Origin of the sequence: Vibrio sp. RW (assembly GCF_027587105.1) — a bacterium.
Lineage (GTDB): Bacteria > Pseudomonadota > Gammaproteobacteria > Enterobacterales > Vibrionaceae > Vibrio > Vibrio toranzoniae.
Window position 1 is genome coordinate 1 of record NZ_JAPPTM010000010.1, and the last position, 21,078, is coordinate 21,078.

The window sequence follows — 21,078 nt, forward strand, 5'->3', positions numbered from 1 at the left end:
AAAAGCCCGCTGAGAAATCAGCGGGCTTTTTTATTATCTGAAATTTAAGAAATAAAAAAGAGAAGAGCACTGATGTGCTCTTCTCTTTTTGCGTATTGATAGATAGCTATTATTGCTAGTCCGTTAAATATTTCCCTTCTGCAACCTGCCAGAATGCTCTGATCAGAGGGTTCTCAAGTTGAGATCGTTTACAGCAAACTCCTAATTCAAAAGGCTTGATTGGCTCTATCTTTAAGCGAGCGACTTTATCTCTTACTGGGCTGTTGTTAATTACAACATCAGGCGCAATACCCACTCCACAACCCAGTGCAACCATACTTACAATCGCCTCATGGCCTGACACCTGAGCGTAAATATTGGGCTTTATCTTCATTTTTTTGAACCATGTATTGGCTCGGTCACGCGCTGTACCCGCTTCAGGGATAATAAAAGGTATTGCATTCCAGTTAGGTTTGTCAGATTGAATTTGTTGGCTAAAGCTACTGACACCGGATGGAATAATAACTGATAGTGGAATATCACTGATGGTTTCGAATTCTAATCTTGAAGGAAGGATGTCTGGCTTCGCCGAGATCGCAATATCCGCTTCGTCATTTAGGATCTTATCGATAGATTGAGCTGGGTCACCTGTAGAAAGTTTGAATTCAATATATGGATGAATGGCTCTGAATTCAGTAATGAGCTCTGGGAGATGACTGTAGCTTGCTGTCACGGAACAAAATATACGTATTTCACCTTTCAGCTCCTGTTCGCCACCCTTTAAGTGAAGGTTGTATTGCTGCCATTCCCCAACAATGTTCAATGCGACAGGCAGTAAGTGTTTGCCTGCTGGAGTGAGATCAACACTGCGGTTATCCCTGATAAGCAGTTCTTGCCCTGTTTCTTCCTCAAGCTTTTGTATTTGACGACTCAGCGCTGAAGGACTGACGTGCATAGCAGCAGCGGTTTTGCTGAAACTCTTGCTATCACATAAATGTATAAATAATTGTAGAGACTTTATGTTCATGTTCTGCGATCGTTTCCATGTTGCATTTATTGCAATGACTAATTGTGAATATATCACTTTCAGCAACGGAGTGTCTGTTTTAGTATGAAGTCATTCGATAGAGAGATATCGACCTTACGGACTTATTTTTAAAGGAGTGCCCTACAATGGCTAACTATTTCAATACATTAAACCTTCGTGAGCAACTAGACCAATTAGGTCGCTGCCGTTTCATGGATCGTGAAGAATTTACGACTGAAGCTGAATACCTTGAAGGTAAGAAGATCGTCATTGTTGGCTGTGGTGCTCAAGGCCTGAACCAAGGTCTAAACATGCGTGATTCTGGTCTAGATGTATCTTACGCTCTACGCCAAGCGGCAATTGATGAGAAGCGTCAATCATTCAAGAACGCTGACGAAAACGGCTTTGCAGTTGGTAGCTACGAAACGTTAATCCCTCAAGCAGACCTAGTGATTAACCTTACTCCTGATAAGCAACACACTAATGTTGTTGAGACAGTAATGCCTCTAATGAAACAAGGTGCTGCTCTTGGTTACTCTCATGGTTTCAACGTTGTTGAAGAAGGCATGCAATTACGTGCTGACCTTACCGTTGTAATGGTTGCACCTAAGTGCCCAGGCTCTGAAGTACGTGAAGAGTACAAGCGTGGCTTCGGTGTTCCAACATTGATCGCGGTTCACCCAGAAAATGACCCTAAGGGCGAAGGCTGGGATATCGCTAAAGCTTGGGCTGCTGGTACAGGTGGTCACCGTGCTGGTTGTCTAGAATCTTCATTCGTAGCGGAAGTTAAATCTGACCTTATGGGTGAGCAAACCATTCTATGTGGCATGCTACAAGCAGGTTCTATCGTATCTTACGAGAAGATGATTGCCGATGGTATCGAACCAGGCTATGCAGGGAAACTTCTACAATACGGTTGGGAAACGATTACCGAAGCACTTAAGTTCGGTGGTGTCACTCACATGATGGATCGTCTATCTAACCCTGCTAAAGTTAAAGCGTTTGAGCTTTCTGAAGAGCTGAAAGATCTAATGCGTCCGCTTTACAACAAGCACATGGATGACATCATTTCTGGTCACTTCTCTAGCACTATGATGGCTGACTGGGCGAACGATGATGTGAACCTACTAGGCTGGCGTGAAGAGACAGGCGAAACGGCATTCGAAAACTACCCAGCTTCTGACGTAGAAATCTCAGAGCAAGAGTACTTCGACAACGGTATCCTAATGGTTGCTATGGTTCGTGCCGGTGTTGAGCTCGCATTCGAAGCTATGACGGCATCAGGTATCATCGATGAGTCTGCTTACTACGAATCTCTACATGAGCTTCCATTAATTGCAAACACAGTTGCTCGTAAGCGTCTGTACGAAATGAACGTTGTAATCTCTGATACTGCTGAGTACGGTAACTACCTATTCGCAAACGTAGCAACACCGCTACTACGCGAGCAGTTCATGCCTTCAGTTGCAACGGACGTAATCGGTCGCGGTCTAGGTGAAACATCTAACCAAGTAGATAACGCTAAGCTGATTGAAGTAAACGAAGCTATCCGTAACCACCCTGTAGAGTACATTGGTGAAGAGCTACGTAGCTACATGAGCGACATGAAGCGTATCGCTGTAGGTGGTTAATTCGTCGCTTAGATACTGATAAACTTGTAGAAAAAGCAAAGCAGTATCACTAGCTCCTTATAGGTTGGAGCCATTATTCAGCAACACAACATCTAATAAAAAGGCTTGGTCGCCGTTGACCAAGCCTTTTTGCTTTTCAAGGGGCGGTATCGAGAATGCTTCGCGTACCAGAGAATGATGGCTTTCAAGCTAAGTCATTCCCGAAAGTGACGAAGGAACGTGGTCAGGAAACTATTCATTATTTGAGTTCTCGTCCGCATAAAAAAGGGCTGACGTTCTCACGTCAACCCTTCATATATCTTCTCGCTTGAATGCTTACTTGTCAGCAAGCTTATCTTCTAGTTCAGCTAGCTTCTGTTCCATTTCCGTCAGCTTTTGACGAGTGCGCAGCAGCACCTGTGTTTGAACATCAAACTCTTCACGGCTGACAACGTCTAGCTTATTCAGTTGGCCTTGGATAACTTGGCGAACCTTTTGGTCTACGTCTGAACCCAGTTCTTTCACTGGCTGAGGCATAGAGTCGTGGATCTGCTTAGCAATTTGCTCTAGTTTTTTTGGATCAAACATATCAATTAAACTCCTGACTATTTATCACTATTCTATTTAATCACACCTGAGATGTCGCCTATCGCGTATAAAAAAAGGCCACCGAAGTAGCCTTTTTCATTGTTTTACGACTTAGCGATTACTTATTGTCAGCGAATCCTCTCTGCGCAGCCTTTGCTTCATCGACACGAGCTAGCTTTTCTAGATCTTTGTCTTCAACAAATACAGGTAGAGGTTTGTGCTTTTCAGCCAAGTAACTGTAAATCACTGGCAGTACAAACAAGGTAAACAATGTACCAATCGCTAGACCAGCAACGATTACAATACCGATACTGAAACGTTGAGCCGCACCTGCACCCGTTGCATACATCAGTGGGATTAGACCCGCAATCATCGCAGCAGTCGTCATTAGGATTGGACGAAGACGAACCTTCGCCGCTTCCATAACGGCTTCAATACGCGTCTTGCCATTGTGTAGTTGCTCTTCTTTCGCTACTTCACAGATCAAGATACCGTGTTTGGTAATCAAGCCAACCAAGGTTATGAGACCTACTTGTGAGTAGATGTTCATGGTTGCAGCACCCCAAGCCAGAGCGATTAGGGCACCACAAATCGCAAGTGGTACAGATACCATGATAACCAATGGATCTTTCAGAGATTCGAACTGAATCGCCAATACCAAGAAGATGATAGCCAAAGCTAAACCAAAGGTTGCGTAAAGTGCGCTACCTTCTGTTACGTATTGACGTGCTTCACCCATGTAATCGTGGTTGTAGCCACTTGGAAGCTTATTCGCTGCCGTGTCTTCAAACCATGCAATTGCATCACCCATTGCAGCGCCTGGAGCAGGTACTGCACCAATCGTAGCTGAGTTCAATTGGTTGAAGTGAGGAAGAGAACGAGGCTCTGCCACAACATCAATCGTAATCAAACTGCCTAGAGGTACAGCGTTTCCGTCTGCTGCACGCACGTAGTAGTTGTTCATCGATTCTGGGTTTAGACGGAACTTACGTTCAACTTGAGGGATAACCTCGTAAGAACGACCATTCAAGTCGATACGGTTTACGTAACCATCAGACATCATAGTACCTAAAGTGATACCAATGTCTTGCATGGTCACGCCGTAAGCCCCCGCTTTGTCTTTGTCGATATGGATCTTCATCGTTGCTGAGTCGTAGTTCAAATCAAGATCTGAATAAACGAACAGCGGGTTAGTAGATACTTCGGCTAAGATCTCTGTTGTAATTTGGAATAGGCTCTCGAAGCTGTTCGGTGTGGTAATAACAAACTGAACAGGAAGGCCTGACCCTGCACCTGGAAGTTCTGGCATTTGGAAGGCTGTTACGGCCATACCAGGGACATCTTTCACCAAATTACCAACACGGTTTGTTACTTCAGACTGGCTTGCTTCACGTTCGCTCCAAGGAACCATCGATGCGATACCAAAGGCTTGGTTTGCATTTGGTACACCTGTAAACACTTGTGCGTAAGCGACTTCTGGCTGGTCAGAAAGAATGGTGTTTACGCTATTCATGGTATTTTGCATGAAGTCTAAGTTCGCATTCGATGGTGCTGTACCCATCAACATGATTACACCTTTATCTTCTGAAGGTGCTAACTCACTCGGGATGAACTTGAACAACAACGGCAAACTTGCAAATACGATGATAGCAAAGCCAATGAACACTGGACGATGTTGCATAACCGCACCAAGCATACGCTCGTAGCGGTTAGTCATACCATCCAATACGCTATGTACTTTTAGTTCAAATTTGCTTGGTTCTGCATGAGCTTTTAGCATTTTTGAACACATCATAGGCGATAGCGTCAGTGCCACGATACCCGATACAAAAACCGAACCAGCCAGGGTTAATGCAAACTCTTTAAACAACGAGCCTGTAATACCACCCATCATAGCGATAGGAGCGTATACCGCACCTAGCGTTAGTGTCATCGCGATAACGGGAACCGCAATTTCACGGGTACCGATAATGGCAGCTCGGAAAGGAGATTCCCCGAGCTTGATATGCCGGTCAACGTTTTCGAGTACTACGATCGCATCATCTACCACTAGACCGATGGCGAGTACCATGGCCAGTAGTGTCATCAGGTTCCACGAGAAGCCCATTGCTTGCATTACCATTGCCACACCAATAAGTGATAGTGGGATAGTAACGATAGGAATAAGAACTGCACGGAATGAACCAAGGAACAAGGTAATAACGATCAATACAATTAAGGCAGCCTCAAGAATAGTTTTGATAACTTCTTGAATAGACTCATTAATCGCAATGGTCGAGTCATACATCACGTTCATTGATATGTTGCTTGGCAGGTTCTTCTCTAACTGAGGAAGAAGCTCAAGTACATCGGCTGCAATATTGATTGGGTTAGCACTTGGTGCCGCGTTAATCGCTGCAACAACTGCTTCTCGACCGTTGGCACTTGCTCGGTAAATATCGTGGCTTTTCTCTAAAGAGACCTTAGCGATGTCGGATAGACGAATGATCTCACCTTCACCGCTCTTCACTACTAGGTTCTCTAATTCTTCAGTGTTTGATACCTGAGTATCTGCACTGCCGTTATAAAGCACGAACTCACCAGTCGCTTGACCCGTAGCTGATTGGTAGTTGTTAGCGTTCAGTACCGTCATCACATCAGATGCAGTTAGGCTAACCGCTGCCATTTTTGAGGGGTCTAGCCATACGCGTAGTGCGTATTTCATACCACCATATAGGTCAACTTTAGATACGCCGTTTACCGTAAATAGCTGCGGGTTGATAACACGCTCTAGATAATCGGTAATTTGGCTCGATACTAACTCATCACTGGTAAAACCAATGTAGAGGACCGCCGTCGTTGAACCGGTAGACATAGTTACAGTTGGGTCTTCGGCTTCTTTTGGAAGCTGCGAACGAACCGAGTTCGTCTTGGCCAGTATGTCAGACAGCGCTGCATTCGGGTCGGTGTTCAGCTTCATGTTCACGGTAATCGTTGAACTACCGAGAACAGAAGAAGAGGTCATATAGTCGATATTATCCGCTTGAGCCACAGCCTGTTCGAGGGGCTGGGTGATAAAGCCTTGGATAAGATCGGCACTTGCACCGTAGTAACTCGTAGTAACGGTTACGACGGTATTCGTCATTTCAGGGTATTCACGCACCTGCATTTTGAAGATTGCTTGTAAGCCAAGCAGCGCAATCAAAAAGCTGATGGATACCGCTAGAACTGGACGTTTAATAAAAACATCAGTAAAGCGCATTGTGCCTCCAGTTACAGCTTAGGTGTTTCAGATGGTGGAGTGATGGCATCACTTTCAACAATCTTAACTTTGGCACCATTACTTAGACGTACTTGGCCTGAAGTGACAACCGTATCACCGGCTTTCACACCCTCAAGAATATGAGCGATATCAGCGGTACGTTCGCCTACTTTTACAACATGTTGAGCAACACGTTGAACCCCATCTTCTTCCGTTATGATATAAACATTGTCACCGTATAGAGTAAAAGTAATGGCTGTTTGAGGCAGAGCTACTTGGTTCTCTAATTTAGGTAAAATGATGTTAGCGCGAGCGAACATGCCGCTACGAAGCTTGCCATCATTGTTTGGAATGTCTGCCTGAACTTGAATAAGACCACTTTGGATGCTTACTGCAGGTTCAATAGCACTGATAGAGCCTTCAAAAGGTGTTTCAGGATAAGCATCAACAAAGATGTCGATCGCTTGGCCAACGTTGATGCGAGAGATATCAGTTTGAGAAACCGTGAAGCGCAGGCGCATGACACTGGTGTCTTCTAAGCGAACAATATCCGTACCCGATTGCAGGTATTGACCTAAGTACACATTACGAATACCAACCTTACCATCAAACGGTGCGCGGATTTCACGACGTTCAATCGATGCTTTTAGGCTTTCAATATCAGCAGAGAGAGAGAAGTAGTTCGCTTCTGCTTCATCGTATGCTTCTTTAGAGATAGAGCCTTTTTTGAATAGACCTTGGTAGCGCTTGTATTTTGCTTTAGCAGCAGGCAAACGAGCTTCAGAGCTCTTTAGGTTTGCTTTTTCCACACCAGAGTCAAGACGAACCAGTTGCTGACCACTCTTAACTTCAGTACCTGACTCGAAGGAAATTTGATCGATAACACCACTGGTTTCGTTTGCTAGAGTGACACCTTGGTTTGGTTCAATGAAGCCGATTGCCTCAATCACCGGAACCCAGTCGATCGGCTGAACTTCAGTTACCGTTACTGGAAACTCTGGCTCAGGACGGTTGGCCATAAACTCAGCAATTTTTTGTTGTTTGAACATGTTAAACCCAATAACGCTGCCGAAAAGCAGTACAGCGATGAGTAACATGAAGAAAGTCCACTTTTTCATTATGGTCAAAACTCCAATCTAGTGTTTAATTATTGCATCCCAACAGGCTTCTATTGCCGCTTCTAGTGCAGCCTCGTCGAGTTGGTAAAATCCTAAAGAATGCTTACGTGCTAGCGAGACACTAGCTGCTAAGCTCAAGCCACTTAATACTTCATTATCAAGTGGTTTAAATAACCCTCGCTCTTTGCCCTCATTAAATAGCAGCTCAACTTGGGCAAACATTTTACGTTCTAGTTCCCTGAAGTCTTGGCTATTTGTCACGGGTAAAGAGTCATATTGAACCTGATTTTTAATCGCGGCTAAATTCGTTCCCGATAAGCTCCATATGTTTAACCACATGGTTCTATAGCGTTGCTTTATTGGATCCGAATCATTAACCCCTTTTTGAACAGCATCCGCTACTCGTTGAGTTACGAGCACTCGAACATCATCTATCAAGTGGTCTTTATCATCGAAGTAGCGGTAGATAGTGCCTGCAGCTACTCCTGCTTCTTTCGCTAATTTTTGCATTGAGAGGCCTTGAAAGCCGACCTCTGCAATTAGCTTTTCAGCGGCAGAAAGTATTTGTTGGCGTTTATCCTGAGGTGTATGAGCTGTCATTTTCCATCACCGATGAATGAACGTTCATTCATTGTAGCCTGATAACTATACACGTGTGCAACAAAATTTTGCACAAATAACGTAAAAATCTTATATAAGAGAGCATAGCAATCATGCTATTGCAGCATTATTATAGACGCGCAATTTAATTCGCACCTCTAGACCAAATTGAGAACCCAATGAAACTGAACCCAAGACAAGATGAAGCCGTGAAGTATGTTTCAGGCCCCTGCTTAGTATTAGCGGGTGCAGGATCAGGCAAAACACGTGTTATCACCAATAAGATTGCTTACTTGGTTCAAGAGTGTGGCTACAAAGCTCGTAATATTGCAGCGGTCACTTTTACCAATAAAGCGGCTCGCGAAATGAAAGAGCGTGTTGGACAAACCCTAGGTAAAAATGAATCAAAAGGTCTGATCGTTTCAACATTTCATACCATGGGTTTAACAATTATTCGTCGTGAATATAAAGCGCTGGGTCTGAAAGCGGGTTTCTCTCTGTTTGATGACCAAGACCAGTTAGCGCTATTAAAAGAGCTAACAGAAAGGCAGATCGATGGTGATAAGGATCTGCTGCGCGCATTGATGAGTACCATTTCGAACTGGAAAAACGACATGCTGACGCCAGAACAGGCGAAAGCGCGCGCTCAAGGCGAACAAGAGCAGTTGTTTGCTTTCTGCTTTGAGATGTACCAAAAACAGATGAAGGCCTATAACGCACTCGATTTTGATGATTTGATTGCGATGCCAGTATTGCTACTCAAAACCAATCAAGAAGTGCGTGAACGTTGGCAGTCGCGCATTCGCTACCTACTTGTGGATGAATACCAAGATACCAACACCAGCCAATATGAATTGGTGCGATTGTTGGTGGGTGAAAGAGGACGTCTTACGGTAGTAGGTGATGACGACCAATCCATTTACTCGTGGCGTGGCGCAAAACCGCAAAACTTGGTGCTGCTTGGTGAGGATTACCCTAATCTGCGTTTGATCAAGCTAGAGCAAAACTATCGCTCAACCAGCCGAATCTTGCGTGCCGCGAACATCTTGATCGCCAATAACCCGCACGTGTATGAGAAATCGCTGTTCTCTGAGATCCCTGATGGTGAAAAGCTCAAGGTATTGAATGCCAAGAATGAAGAGCACGAAGCCGAACGTATTACCGGTGAGATCATTGCACACAAGTTTTTGAACCGCACAGAGTACAAAGATTATGCGGTGCTTTACCGAGGTAACCACCAATCTCGCTTGATTGAAAAAGCCTTAATGCAAAACCGTGTGCCTTACAAGATCTCTGGTGGCACCTCTTTCTTCGCTAGAGCAGAGATAAAAGACATCATGGCTTACCTGCGTGTGTTGGTGAACCCAGATGATGACAACGCCTTCCTACGTATTGTAAACACGCCGCGTCGCGAAATTGGCCCGGTTACGCTTGAGAAATTGGGCAGCTACGCCAATATGCGTGGCAAAAGTCTATTTGAAGCCAGCTTTGAGATGGGCTTGGAGCAAACATTGACTGGCCGTGGTTTAGAAAATCTGCGTCGTTTCAGTGATTGGATCGTTCGTATATCGGATAACGCTGAGCGTGGTAACACCGTGGAAGCGGTTCGTGCTTTGGTACGCGATATTAACTATGAAGATTGGTTATACGAAACCTCGACGAGCCCGAAAGCCGCTGAAATGAGAATGAAAAACGTCTCTGACCTTTATAGTTGGATTGTGGCTGACTTAGAAGGTGACAATTATGATAAAGAAGAGAAAACACTAAGAGAAGTCGTTCAGCGCTTAACTTTGCGCGACATGATGGAACGTGGAGAAGATGACGATGATGCTGACCAAGTTCAGTTAATGACACTGCATGCATCGAAAGGCTTGGAGTTTCCATATGTATTTTTAATGGGAGCGGAAGAGGGCATTTTACCTCACCAAACCAGCGTTGATGAAGGCAATGTAGAAGAAGAGCGTCGTTTAATGTACGTGGGTATAACTCGCGCACAAAAAGAGCTGACTTTTACTAAGTGTCGTGAACGTCGTCAGTATGGTGAATTGATCAAGCCAACCCAAAGCCGCTTTCTTGATGAGTTGCCGCATGATGACGTGGAGTGGGAAAGCGTCAAGAAACCTCAATCCGCTGAAGAAAGAATGGAAAAAGGGCAGGCGCACATTGCTAACATTCGTGCGATGTTCAATAAGAAGTAATGCTCTACTTAACTAGCACTATATAAAAGACAATAAAAAAGGTGACCATCAGGTCACCTTTTTTGAATTTGATATTTTTAATTACAGACCAGCAATCATGTGCTCGATAGCATCTTTGATTTCGTCGTCTGAACAATCCATACATGAACCTTTCGCTGGCATTGCATTGAAGCCGTTGATTGCGTGGTCCGCTAGAATGTCGCGACCCTGAGCAATTCGAGGCCCCCAGTCACCCGCATCACCTTTTTTAGGTGCGCCACTTACGCCAGATGCGTGACAAGCGATACAAAAAGTACCATAAACGGTTGCGCCGTCGCGAGGGCCTGTTGGTTCTGCGGCTACTGGCTCACTGCCGACTAGGTATACTTGACCAACTGGCTTGATGCGTTCTGCAATTATATCTTGCTCTGCTTCGCTTAGGCCTGAAGCCATTGCGCCAGTTGAAAAGGTTAAAACTGCGATGACAACGCTTAAAATTCGACGAGACATATCCATTAAACTCACTTTACATTCCCAAGGTAAGTACATGCTTACCAATTTATAGTGTTGGAAGGGTGTTTTGATTTGAGCAGCAAAGAGCGACTGTTAAACCAATGTAAATAATGGGTGATTATATCCCGATAAGTTGTTGCAATAAACAACAACTTATAAGCTGTGACAGGTTGTAGTACTCAAATAAGGGGTTTATCACATATTAACTGTCGAAAAAGAGACCAAACAGAAAAAAAAGTTAAAAAAGTACTAGACGGCATTGGGTGATCTACGTATTATTCCACTCCGCCGACAGGGCATGCGCCTGTAGCTCAGCTGGATAGAGCGTTGGCCTCCGGAGCCAAAGGCCGAAGGTTCGAATCCTTTCAGGCGCGCCATCCGGTCTCTTACTTAGGTAAGTGAAAATTGGCACAAAGAAACAATGGTGGCTATAGCTCAGTTGGTAGAGCCCTGGATTGTGATTCCGGTGGTCGCGAGTTCGAATCTCGTTAGCCACCCCATTCTTTCTTTTAAAAAATAATGGTAGCCTAGGCTTCCTGTGTTGACTTAATATTCCCTGAGTCGAGACAAAACTAGTCGGTGAATAGCGCAGCTTGGTAGCGCATCTGGTTTGGGACCAGAGGGTCGGGGGTTCGAATCCCTCTTCACCGACCACTATTTCAATAATGGCTGTTAAGCGGTTATATAAAAAGTTAGTGGTGGCTATAGCTCAGTTGGTAGAGCCCTGGATTGTGATTCCGGTGGTCGCGAGTTCGAATCTCGTTAGCCACCCCATTAATTTTGGTAGCTTTTTTGAAGTTCCCAGTTTGATAAATCAAACGAAACGTCTCGGTGAATAGCGCAGCTTGGTAGCGCATCTGGTTTGGGACCAGAGGGTCGGGGGTTCGAATCCCTCTTCACCGACCACCTTAAGAAGCCCCGTCAGAAATGACGGGGCTTTTTTTCATCTGTAGATCACTCGATTGGAACTCAAGTGGGGTTCGCCTGGTGTTCAAAGAATGTCTCTTCACCGACCACCTTTAAGAAAGCTCAGTCGAAAGAGTGGGGCTTTTTTACATCTGTCGTACTGGTATTCTCAATTATTGTTTCTGATGGCATGGAGCGAGTTGAGTTAGGTCACTCTCCTGGCACCTCCTCAGTAAGATCCCCTCATTCATATACCGGTATCCCACCTTGGATTTTCTCGATTCTTGGTTTTTCATAGAGAGACTCGCCTTATTAAACTCGAAGATCTATATCTAGTTTTATCTAAAATTACCGATCAATAATTCGACAAATTAATGTGTTTGGTCTACGGATTTTGTGAAAAGAGAAACTTGGCCCCGGATTTGGTCACTAAGAGCTATATCTGACAACTTTCTTTCGGTCAAATACCTCAAAATCTCATCTAATTTATCAAGCTTTTAGGTTTGTTGTTTTATATTTACTGTAGCTATGTGGGTGGTTAAATATCTGGCTTATATATTCCTATCTAGTTGTTTTGTTTGCTTAAAGTGTAAAATGTAGAGTTTGTTTCTATAGTGTTAATTGTTTTTTGGAATAATTATTTGTTTTCAGTGACTAATAGTGAGATCTGCTTTTAGCTATAATTTTAGCTCTACAAGTAAGTAGTTGTATGGGGTTTGTGAGAATTTATCGCCGATAATATAATGTTGATTTTTATTACTATATGCTTCTTATGTGAATATTTATGTGATACTTTTGCCTGTTAAGCGTTTGATGTCGACTTTTTATCCTATTTTTGTTGCTTTTCTGTGAATTATTTGCCAAATTGTCAACCGTATAAAATATCAGAACAATATTCTGGTAAGAATGGATTCAATTTTGCAGACAGGGCAGAAAGCTGCCAAAGCAGTAGAGGTCTGGTAATGTCACTTTTAGAAGTAAAAAATCTTCGTATCGAATACCCATCTCGTCATGGAGTTCACGCCGCAGTTAAATCACTCTCGTTCAGTATTGAACGTGGTGAGATTGTTGGTGTTGTAGGCGAGTCTGGTGCAGGTAAATCAACAGTAGGTAATGCTGTGATCGATTTGCTGAGCCCTCCCGGCCGCATTGCTAGCGGCGAGGTATTTCTGGATGGCGAAAAAGTCTCAGGTCTATCTCCTGAACAGATGCGTTCTGTTCGCGGCTCAAAGATTGGTTTTATCTTCCAAGATCCAATGACGTCTCTTAACCCTCTATTCACCGTAGAGCAGCAGTTAAAAGAGACGATTCATGCCAACATGAAGGTTTCAGATCAAGAAGCCTACCAGCGCTCATTAGACTTGATGAACCAAGTGGGTATCCCGCAACCAGAAAATCGTTTAAAGCAGTACCCACACCAATTCTCTGGTGGTATGCGTCAGCGTGTGGTTATCGCGATCGCCTTGGCAGGTGAACCTGACCTTATCATTGCCGATGAACCAACAACGGCACTGGATGTGTCAATCCAAGACCAAATCTTGGGCTTGATTCGCGAGCTATGTATTAAGAAAAACGTGGGTTGCATGTTAGTCACGCACGACATGGGCGTGGTATCTAACGTTACTGATCGCGTAGCCGTCATGTATCGTGGTGATTTAGTTGAGTTTGGCCCAACAGCGAAAGTTCTGGGTACTCCTGAGCACCCCTACACACACAGTCTTATTTCAGCGGTTCCGCGCTCAGATCGTAAACTCGATCGTTTCCCTACCGTGAGCTACATCGAAGAAGCGCAAGAGATGGCACCACTGGATGTGAAAAACCACTGGTTAGGTCAAAGCCAAGATCACCGTGATTACACTGGTCCACTGCTGAACGTTGAAAACGTAAACTTGCGCTTCACCACCAAAGATTCCTTCTTTGAGAGCCGTCGTGAGTACGTTCAAGCGTCAAATAACGTCAGCTTTGAAGTACATGAAGGCGAAACGTTTGGTCTAGTCGGTGAATCCGGTTCAGGTAAATCAACGATTGCTCGTGTTATTGCTGGTTTGTACGCACCAAACTCAGGCAAAGTGACTTTTGAAGGGATTGATCTGACAGGACTTAAGTCTGAGAAAGAGCGTCGTCCAATGCGTCGCCAAATGCAGATGGTTTTCCAAAACCCATACACATCAATGAACCCTCGAATGAAAATATTCGACATCATTGCGGAACCTATCCGATTTCATAAGCTGACTCGTAACGAGAATGAAACTCGTCAGATCGTGAACGACCTGCTTGATCACGTTGGTTTAGGCAAGATGTCAGGGGTGAAGTACCCGCACGAATTCTCAGGTGGCCAACGTCAGCGTATCTCTATTGCTCGCGCTCTGGCAACTCGTCCTCGTCTATTAATTTGTGATGAACCTACCTCGGCGCTGGATGTGTCAGTACAGGCTCAGATCCTTAATCTATTGAAAGACCTGCAAGACGAGCTCAACCTAACCATGCTGTTCATCAGTCACGATTTACCGGTTATTCGCCAAATGTGTGATCGTGTTGGCGTGATGCAAATGGGGGAATTACTGGAAGTAGCGCCAACAGAGCAGCTGTTCCAATCGCCTCAACATGAATACAGCAAACACCTAATTTCTTTAATGCCTGAATTTACGGGTTTAAGAGAAGAAAAAGCAGTGGCACAAGCCGCGACATAAAATCAGCAGGCTGGAGTTTAGCCTGCTAACAAAAATAAACAGACGCACATACAACAACTAGGGATCTGGATTCCCGCATGAAGGAGTTATGCAATGAAAACCATGAAAAGCAAATTAGCAGTAGCTTTGATGGCAGCTGGACTAAGCTTTAGTGTAGCAGCCGCAGATATTACTGTTGGCTACGCAGCTGACCCAGTATCACTTGACCCGCACGAGCAGTTGTCTGGTGGTACACTGCAAATGTCTCACATGGTGTTTGACCCTCTAGTACGTTTCACACAAGAGATGGATTTTGAAGGCCGCCTAGCATCGAGCTGGGAGCGTATTGATGAAACGACTTTCCGCTTCAACCTACGTAAAGGTGTGAAATTCCACTCTGGTAACGAACTGACTGCTGATGATGTTGTGTGGACTTTTGATCGTCTACAAGCTTCTCCAGACTTTAAGTCTATCTTCACGCCATACGAGAAAATGGTAAAAGTGGATGACTACACCGTTGAACTAGTATCAAAAGCGGCTTACCCACTAGTACTACAAACAGCAACTTACATCTTCCCAATGGACAGCAAGTTCTACTCTGGTCAAACCGCGGAAGGGAAAGACAAGTCTGAGCTAGTTAAGCACGGTAACTCGTACGCTTCGACTAACGTTTCAGGTACAGGTCCATTCATCGTAACGCAGCGTGAGCAAGGCGTTAAAGTAACGTTTGAGCGTTTCAACGATTACTGGGACACAGAGTCTGACGGCAACGTAGACAAGCTAACACTTGTACCAATCAAAGAAGACGCAACACGTGTCGCCGCGCTTCTTTCTGGCGACGTTGATATGATTCACCCTGTCGCACCAAACGATCATAAGCGTGTTAAAAATGCTAAGAACATCGATTTAGTAACGCTGCCTGGTACTCGTATCATTACGCTTCAAATGAACCAAAACAGCAACGAAGCGTTGAAAGACGTACGTGTTCGTCAAGCAATCGTTCATGCAATTAACAATGAAGGTATTGTTAAGAAAATCATGAAAGGTTTCGCGACAGCTGCTGGTCAGCAAAGCCCAACAGGCTACGCGGGTCACAACGAAGAACTAGTGCCTCGTTACGATCTGAAAAAAGCGAAAGAGCTGATGAAAGAAGCGGGCTACGAAGATGGCTTTACACTAACTATGGCAGCACCAAACAACCGTTACGTGAACGATGCGAAAGTAGCGCAAGCGTCTGCGGCAATGCTGTCTAAGATTGGTATCAAAGTTGATCTTAAGACGATGCCTAAAGCACAGTACTGGCCTGAGTTTGACCTATGTTCAGCAGACATGATGATGATCGGTTGGCACTCAGATACCGAAGATTCAGCGAACTTCAACGAGTTCCTAACAATGACTCGTAACGAAGAGACTGGTCGTGGTCAATACAACTGTTCTGGCTATTCAAACCCTGAAATGGATGCAATTGTAGAAGCTTCTAACACTGAAACTGACCCGGTTAAACGCTCTAAGATGTTGAAAGGTGTTGAAGCAACACTTTACAACGATGCGGTATTCGTACCTCTACACTGGCAGAGTGAAGCGTGGGGCGCGAAGTCTAACGTAGGTGCCGCTGATATAGTAAACCCAATGGTTATGCCTTACTTTGGCGACCTAGTTGTAAAATAATCTAGCTTGCTAGAGTCGAGAGCCTGAAGCTTTTCAGGCTCTCAAAATTATTAAGAAATAGATTTAAGTTTTGGTATTTGGTTTTCCTTCAGTCTGGCTAAATACTTTTTTAAGACTGAATTTTTTATTGTCTAGTCGCGGAGTTCGATTAGATAGTCATGGATAGATAAGGGGCAAGGAATGGTTACGTTTCTGGTCAAGCGCCTGTTTCAGGCACTGATAGTGATGTTTGTGATCAGTTTGGTGGCGTTTGCCATTCAGGATAACCTGGGCGACCCGTTGCGTGAGTTAGTCGGTCAATCTGTTTCAGAATCGGAGCGTCAAGCGCTGCGTGATGAACTCGGCTTAAATGATCCCTTCGTTACAAAATACACTCGCTTTATAGGCGCTGCTCTACAAGGCGATCTTGGTACTTCATATTTCTTTAAACGTCCTGCAGTGGACGTAATTTTAGATAAACTGGTCGCGACACTGGAACTGGTGTTGGGCGCTTCTCTGATCATTGTTTGTCTGTCGATCCCACTTGGCGTTTATTCTGCAATACATCCAAAAAGTTTCTTCACCAAGCTCGTGATGGCGGGCAGTAGTATCGGCATCTCTGTGCCGGTTTTCTTAACCGCAATCATGCTGATGTATGTGTTCTCTATCGAACTCGGTTGGCTACCGTCATTCGGGCGGGGTGATACCGCAAATTGGTTTGGGTGGGAATCTGGCTTCTTAACGCTAGATGGCTTGGCGCATTTAGTACTGCCAAGTATTGCACTGGCATCTATCATGCTGCCGCTGTTCATTCGTCTTGTTCGCTCTGAAATGCTCGAGGTTCTGAGCTCTGAATACATCAAGTTTGGTAAAGCAAAAGGCCTAGCGCTGAACAAGATTTACTACCAACACGCTTTGAAAAACACAATGCTGCCAGTACTAACGGTAGGTGGTGTTCAAATCGGTACCATGGTGGCGTACACCATTCTGACTGAAACCGTATTTCAATGGCCGGGGACCGGCTTCCTATTCTTGGAAGCGATTAACCGAGTGGATACACCACTAATTACCGCATACGTTATCTTTGTTGGCCTGATCTTCGTAGTTACGAACACCATTGTTGATTTGTTATACGGCATCATTAACCCAACAGTGAACATCACAGGGAAAGGAGCATAATCATGGAACAAACAACCACAGCTCCATCTCGTTGGGAGCGATTCAAGCAGTCAGACATTCTGTACTACTTTTTACGCGACAAAGTGGCAATGTTCAGCTTTGCGGTCTTTGCCGCTTTCCTAGTGATGGCTCTAGCGGCGCCGATTTTAGCGCCAATGGACCCATATGACGTGACCTCAATCGACATCATGGATTCAGAGTTACCACCATCTTGGATGGAAGACGGCGAAGAGCGTTTCTTATTGGGCACGGATGAGCAAGGTCGTGACATCCTATCTACGATGCTTTACGGCTCGCGTCTTTCATTGACGATTGGTTTCTTAGCGGTTGGCCTTCAGCTGACTCTAGGTATCATCATTGGTCTTTCTGCGGGCTATTTCGGTGGTCGTATCGATAGCTTCCTGATGCGTTTTGCCGATGTTCAGCTTTCGTTCTCAACCATGATGGTTGCGATCATTGTGTCGGCTATCTTTAAGGCAAGTTTCGGTAGTGACTTCTATGCACAATATGCCGTTGTTATGCTGGTGGTGATCATTGGTATTGCCGAATGGCCTCAGTATGCTCGTACTATTCGTGCATCGGTATTGGCAGAGAAGAAGAAAGAGTACGTAGAAGCGGCGCGTGTGATGGGCTTCAGAGCACCTCGCATCATGTTCCGTCATATTCTACCTAACTGTTTATCACCGATTTTGGTTATCTCAACGGTACAGGTGGCAAATGCCATTATGTCAGAAGCGGCACTTTCTTTCCTAGGCTTAGGCCTTCCGGTAGACCAACCGTCACTGGGTGCTCTGATCAGTACTGGTTTTAACTACATCTTCTCAGGAGCATGGTGGATCACAGCATTCCCAGGTGTGCTTTTGGTAACATTAGTTCTAGTAATTAACTTATTAGGTGACTGGTTACGTGATGTGTTTAACCCTAAAATTTATAAAGGGTGATAGCACAGATTGATTTTTGACAAAAAAAGTCACTAAACTAAGAGCCGTAAGCAATTACGGCTCTTTTTTTGCTTAATGAATCTGGAACTATAGATTATTGGTATGGTCAATAATACTTAAAATGGAATTCATGTTTTATCGACATAGCGTCGGTAACAATTAGCCCGAAAGGGTTTAAGTGGTGGTTATGAAATTGACAATGAATGCTGTACGCTGTGTTGTGAGTGAAAATTATCGTATGGGGCTTATCGCGGTATCCCTTTTAGTATCGAGCCAGGTTAATGCGGAATCGGTTCTATGTGATGCGACTCAAGCCAGTACTAATCAATTACCACAGTTAGAACAATCATGTCCTATCGGTAAGGGTGTGTGGGGAAAAAAAGCCCCTAAGCGTCATTCAGAAAACGAGTTGTTTTGGGTTCAATGCGGCTTGCTAAATGAGCCTTTGTCATTAGGCCGAGCGAAACCTCTTTATGAAAAAATTTCGACTAACGTTTGGATGAAGCCGGAAAGTGGCGATTACCGTTGCTTAATCGGCCCATACTCTACTTTCTCTGATGCGAGAAAAGACCTAGCTCAGGTGCGTAAGGTTCCTGGTTACGGTGAAGCCTTTATTCGCATGGTCGATAAGTCGAAAACCTCATCACAACCTATCGTTACGAAAACGGCACAATCAAAAGCGGTTAAGCCTGCAACTCCGGCAAAGCCAAAACCAGCAGCTAAGCCAGCACCGAAACCTGTGGTTGCAACTCAAGCGGCAACGAGTGTCGCTGCAATTCAAGCTTTCCCAAGCAGTGGCACAAGTCCTGACAATGACCTTGATATCGAAATCCGAGTGACAGCAAACGTTGCGGGTAGCAAATATGCCATTCCTTATTTAGTCGATCATCAGCAACAGTTTTATATGGAACAAGGTAAACCTTGGAGCCGCTTAGATTTTGGAAGTGCTGAGCTAGTGTGTAAGCAAATTGGCATGAAATTGATGAGTGATCAGCAATGGCAGAGCATTCTTGGCTCATCGGTTATGGAAAACCAGAATTGGCCAATGCATCTACCTTATTGGGGCGCAGATAAGAAAGGTCTGTTTACTAACGGGAACGTGAATCAACTAAAAGGGTCTTCACTGCTAAACGTGATGTGCGTTAAGTGACTTTTTGTTCTTAATAGATAAAAGAAACCCCAGAGATAAAAATTTCATAGGGTGCAGTTTTGGATTAATGACTTGTACTCCCCAACGGTTTGGTAAGCCAAGCAGATTCTGCTTTCAAATGAATTCAAGGAGTAGAGTCACCTTAAACTCCAAGCTGTTCTCGATAAGTTGATACCTGAGTTAGGTCGAATCTATAACTCAGGTTCTTAGTGGACATAAAAAAGCAGGCTCAAGGCCTGCTTCTAAGAGTTATCAACGGAAGGCGTTGATTATCTCATGGTAACAAACTCTTCTGAGCCCGTTGGGTGAATCGCCACAACAGAGTCGAAGTCTGCTTTGGTTGCGCCCATCTTCATTGCAACGCCGAAGCCTTGAATCATCTCATCAACAGTGAAACCGATGCCGTGTAGGCCAACGACTGTCTCTTCTTCGCCAGCACATACTAGTTTCATCTTACAAGGTTGACGGTGCTTGGTTACTGCTGTGTACATCGCAGTGAAGCCAGATGTGTAAACCTTGATGTTGTCTTTGCCGTACTGCTCTTCAGCTTCTTGAGTCGTTAGACCAATAGTGCCAATAGGTGGGTGGCTGAATACAACGGTAGGAACGAGCTTGTAGTCCATCTTAGCGTTGGTTTGACCGTTGAATAGGCGCTCAGAAAGCTGACGACCTGCTTTAACAGCTACAGGTGTTAGCTCGATACCGCCTTCCATGATATCGCCAACACAGTAGATACCAGGAACGTTCGTCGCTTGGAACTCATCTACCTTGATGTAGCCACGGTCGTTCGTTTCAACGCCAGTTGATGCTAGGTTGATCGCGTCAGTTGCTGGGTGGCGGCCGATAGCCCAGATTAGGTGGTCAACGTTTTGAGTGTTGCCGTTCTCTAGGTGTAGAGTTAGCGAGCCATCCGCTTCTTTCACAACTTCTTTAGGCACTGAGTGCGTGTGAAGTGTTGGACCTTCTGCTTCCATTACTTCTACTAGTGTTTCGATGATCATTGGATCAAAGCTACGTAGCGGTGACTCTTTACGACAGAACAGGTGTGTTTCTGTGCCAAGCGCGCTTAGAACGCCAGCAATTTCAACCGCGATATAGCCTGCACCGATAACAGCAACGCGTTTTGGTTGCTCCATCAGGTCGAAGAAGCCGTTCGAGTCGATGCCGTATTCTGCACCTGGGATGTTTGGAATCGTTGGACGACCACCTACCGCGATCAGGATGTGATCTGCTGTGTAGTGTTCGCCGTTAACTTCAACCGTCTTCTCATCAACGAACTTAGCAAAGCCTTTGATGACGTTTATTTTGTTGTTACCCAAAACGCGATCGTAAGATTGGTGGATACGACCAATGTACGCTTGGCGGTTTTCAACCAGTTTGCCCCAGTTGAAGCTTTTTACGTCAACGTCGAAGCCGTAGTCTTCAGAGTATAGGTTGATAGCTTCAGCGACTTGAGCGCCGTGCCACATTACCTTTTTAGGAACACAACCAACGTTTACACAAGTACCACCAAGGTCCTGAGCTTCGATAAGTGCAACCTTTGCACCGTGCATAGCTGCGCGGTTTGCTGAAGCGATGCCGCCTGAACCGCCGCCGATACAGATGTAATCAAAATGAGTCGCCATTACTTTCTCCATTTGTTGAAGGTTGTAGTTACAGTGAGCGCACTGGATACCTACGTCCTATAGATTCTTAAATTGTCTAATTATTATATTGAGGGCAGATCGGTTGAA

The 21,078-nt window shown here is 44.8% G+C and carries 15 protein-coding genes and 5 tRNA genes; 13 read left to right on the forward strand and 7 right to left on the reverse strand.

What is annotated here, in order from left to right:
- Positions 1–115 precede the first annotated feature (115 nt).
- Positions 116–1,006 (reverse strand): HTH-type transcriptional activator IlvY, encoded by an 891-nt coding sequence (gene ilvY, locus OCT63_RS10990; RefSeq protein ID WP_161672332.1) that lies wholly within the window; start codon positions 1,004–1,006, stop codon positions 116–118.
- Positions 1,007–1,152: 146 nt separating this feature from the next.
- On the opposite strand from ilvY, the gene ilvC reads away from it, so the two are divergent.
- Positions 1,153–2,637, forward strand: a complete 1,485-nt coding sequence (ilvC, locus tag OCT63_RS10995; RefSeq protein ID WP_161672333.1) for a ketol-acid reductoisomerase — start codon at positions 1,153–1,155, stop codon at positions 2,635–2,637.
- A 315-nt stretch (positions 2,638–2,952) separates the two neighbouring features.
- On the opposite strand, the gene ubiK is transcribed toward ilvC, so the two are convergent.
- The 4 genes from ubiK to OCT63_RS11015 form a co-directional block, all read right to left on the reverse strand.
- Positions 2,953–3,204, reverse strand: coding sequence for a ubiquinone biosynthesis accessory factor UbiK (gene ubiK / locus OCT63_RS11000; RefSeq protein ID WP_060466863.1), 252 nt, complete (start codon positions 3,202–3,204; stop codon positions 2,953–2,955).
- 118 nt (positions 3,205–3,322) lie between these two features.
- On the reverse strand, positions 3,323–6,445 hold the full coding sequence (locus OCT63_RS11005; RefSeq protein WP_060466864.1) for a multidrug efflux RND transporter permease subunit: 3,123 nt from the start codon (positions 6,443–6,445) through the stop codon (positions 3,323–3,325).
- A gap of 11 nt (positions 6,446–6,456) precedes the next feature.
- Complete coding sequence (locus tag OCT63_RS11010; protein ID WP_269983720.1) at positions 6,457–7,563, reverse strand: efflux RND transporter periplasmic adaptor subunit; 1,107 nt, start codon at positions 7,561–7,563, stop codon at positions 6,457–6,459.
- A gap of 18 nt (positions 7,564–7,581) precedes the next feature.
- Positions 7,582–8,163, reverse strand: a complete 582-nt coding sequence (locus tag OCT63_RS11015) for a TetR/AcrR family transcriptional regulator (RefSeq protein WP_017055694.1) — start codon at positions 8,161–8,163, stop codon at positions 7,582–7,584.
- Between the two features lie 179 nt (positions 8,164–8,342).
- Between OCT63_RS11015 and rep the strand changes: the two genes are divergently transcribed.
- The gene (gene rep / locus OCT63_RS11020) at positions 8,343–10,361 is read left to right on the forward strand and encodes a DNA helicase Rep (protein WP_161687442.1); all 2,019 of its coding nucleotides are present in this window, start codon (positions 8,343–8,345) and stop codon (positions 10,359–10,361) included.
- 81 nt (positions 10,362–10,442) lie between these two features.
- On the opposite strand, the gene OCT63_RS11025 is transcribed toward rep, so the two are convergent.
- Complete coding sequence (locus OCT63_RS11025) at positions 10,443–10,856, reverse strand: c-type cytochrome (RefSeq protein WP_017055692.1); 414 nt, start codon at positions 10,854–10,856, stop codon at positions 10,443–10,445.
- A gap of 297 nt (positions 10,857–11,153) precedes the next feature.
- Between OCT63_RS11025 and OCT63_RS11030 the strand changes: the two genes are divergently transcribed.
- From OCT63_RS11030 to OCT63_RS11080, 11 genes are all read left to right on the forward strand, one after another.
- A tRNA-Arg gene (locus OCT63_RS11030) sits at positions 11,154–11,230 on the forward strand.
- Between the two features lie 47 nt (positions 11,231–11,277).
- A tRNA-His gene (locus OCT63_RS11035) sits at positions 11,278–11,353 on the forward strand.
- A 77-nt stretch (positions 11,354–11,430) separates the two neighbouring features.
- Positions 11,431–11,507, forward strand: a tRNA-Pro gene (locus tag OCT63_RS11040).
- A 44-nt stretch (positions 11,508–11,551) separates the two neighbouring features.
- Positions 11,552–11,627: transfer RNA gene (locus tag OCT63_RS11045), tRNA-His, on the forward strand.
- A gap of 55 nt (positions 11,628–11,682) precedes the next feature.
- Positions 11,683–11,759 (forward strand) — tRNA-Pro (locus OCT63_RS11050).
- 67 nt (positions 11,760–11,826) lie between these two features.
- A complete protein-coding gene (locus OCT63_RS11055) occupies positions 11,827–12,057 on the forward strand; it encodes a hypothetical protein (RefSeq protein WP_161672336.1) in 231 nt (76 codons plus the stop codon).
- A gap of 664 nt (positions 12,058–12,721) precedes the next feature.
- Positions 12,722–14,449, forward strand: coding sequence for a dipeptide ABC transporter ATP-binding protein (locus OCT63_RS11060; protein WP_017055553.1), 1,728 nt, complete (start codon positions 12,722–12,724; stop codon positions 14,447–14,449).
- A gap of 93 nt (positions 14,450–14,542) precedes the next feature.
- Positions 14,543–16,096 carry an ABC transporter substrate-binding protein gene (locus OCT63_RS11065; protein WP_046223391.1) on the forward strand — a complete coding sequence of 518 codons (1,554 nt, stop codon included), beginning with the start codon at positions 14,543–14,545 and terminating at the stop codon, positions 16,094–16,096.
- Positions 16,097–16,276: 180 nt separating this feature from the next.
- A complete protein-coding gene (locus tag OCT63_RS11070; protein ID WP_017055555.1) occupies positions 16,277–17,254 on the forward strand; it encodes an ABC transporter permease in 978 nt (325 codons plus the stop codon).
- Between the two features lie 2 nt (positions 17,255–17,256).
- On the forward strand, positions 17,257–18,195 hold the full coding sequence (locus tag OCT63_RS11075) for an ABC transporter permease (RefSeq protein ID WP_060466869.1): 939 nt from the start codon (positions 17,257–17,259) through the stop codon (positions 18,193–18,195).
- 187 nt (positions 18,196–18,382) lie between these two features.
- Positions 18,383–19,345, forward strand: a complete 963-nt coding sequence (locus OCT63_RS11080; RefSeq protein WP_269983721.1) for an SPOR domain-containing protein — start codon at positions 18,383–18,385, stop codon at positions 19,343–19,345.
- 269 nt (positions 19,346–19,614) lie between these two features.
- On the opposite strand, the gene gorA is transcribed toward OCT63_RS11080, so the two are convergent.
- Positions 19,615–20,970, reverse strand: a complete 1,356-nt coding sequence (gorA, locus tag OCT63_RS11085; protein WP_269983722.1) for a glutathione-disulfide reductase — start codon at positions 20,968–20,970, stop codon at positions 19,615–19,617.
- Positions 20,971–21,078: the final 108 nt, after the last annotated feature.

Bases quoted from the DNA above. Each gene is read 5' to 3' on its own strand.
- ilvY (WP_161672332.1), bottom strand. From the start codon at position 1,006: ATGAACATAAAGTCTCTACAATTATTTATACATTTATGTGATAGCAAG.
- ilvC (WP_161672333.1), top strand. From the start codon at position 1,153: ATGGCTAACTATTTCAATACATTAAACCTTCGTGAGCAACTAGACCAA.
- ubiK (WP_060466863.1), bottom strand. From the start codon at position 3,204: ATGTTTGATCCAAAAAAACTAGAGCAAATTGCTAAGCAGATCCACGAC.
- OCT63_RS11005 (WP_060466864.1), bottom strand. From the start codon at position 6,445: ATGCGCTTTACTGATGTTTTTATTAAACGTCCAGTTCTAGCGGTATCC.
- OCT63_RS11010 (WP_269983720.1), bottom strand. From the start codon at position 7,563: ATGAAAAAGTGGACTTTCTTCATGTTACTCATCGCTGTACTGCTTTTC.
- OCT63_RS11015 (WP_017055694.1), bottom strand. From the start codon at position 8,163: ATGACAGCTCATACACCTCAGGATAAACGCCAACAAATACTTTCTGCC.
- rep (WP_161687442.1), top strand. From the start codon at position 8,343: ATGAAACTGAACCCAAGACAAGATGAAGCCGTGAAGTATGTTTCAGGC.
- OCT63_RS11025 (WP_017055692.1), bottom strand. From the start codon at position 10,856: ATGGATATGTCTCGTCGAATTTTAAGCGTTGTCATCGCAGTTTTAACC.
- OCT63_RS11060 (WP_017055553.1), top strand. From the start codon at position 12,722: ATGTCACTTTTAGAAGTAAAAAATCTTCGTATCGAATACCCATCTCGT.
- OCT63_RS11065 (WP_046223391.1), top strand. From the start codon at position 14,543: ATGAAAACCATGAAAAGCAAATTAGCAGTAGCTTTGATGGCAGCTGGA.
- OCT63_RS11070 (WP_017055555.1), top strand. From the start codon at position 16,277: ATGGTTACGTTTCTGGTCAAGCGCCTGTTTCAGGCACTGATAGTGATG.
- OCT63_RS11075 (WP_060466869.1), top strand. From the start codon at position 17,257: ATGGAACAAACAACCACAGCTCCATCTCGTTGGGAGCGATTCAAGCAG.
- OCT63_RS11080 (WP_269983721.1), top strand. From the start codon at position 18,383: ATGAAATTGACAATGAATGCTGTACGCTGTGTTGTGAGTGAAAATTAT.
- gorA (WP_269983722.1), bottom strand. From the start codon at position 20,970: ATGGCGACTCATTTTGATTACATCTGTATCGGCGGCGGTTCAGGCGGC.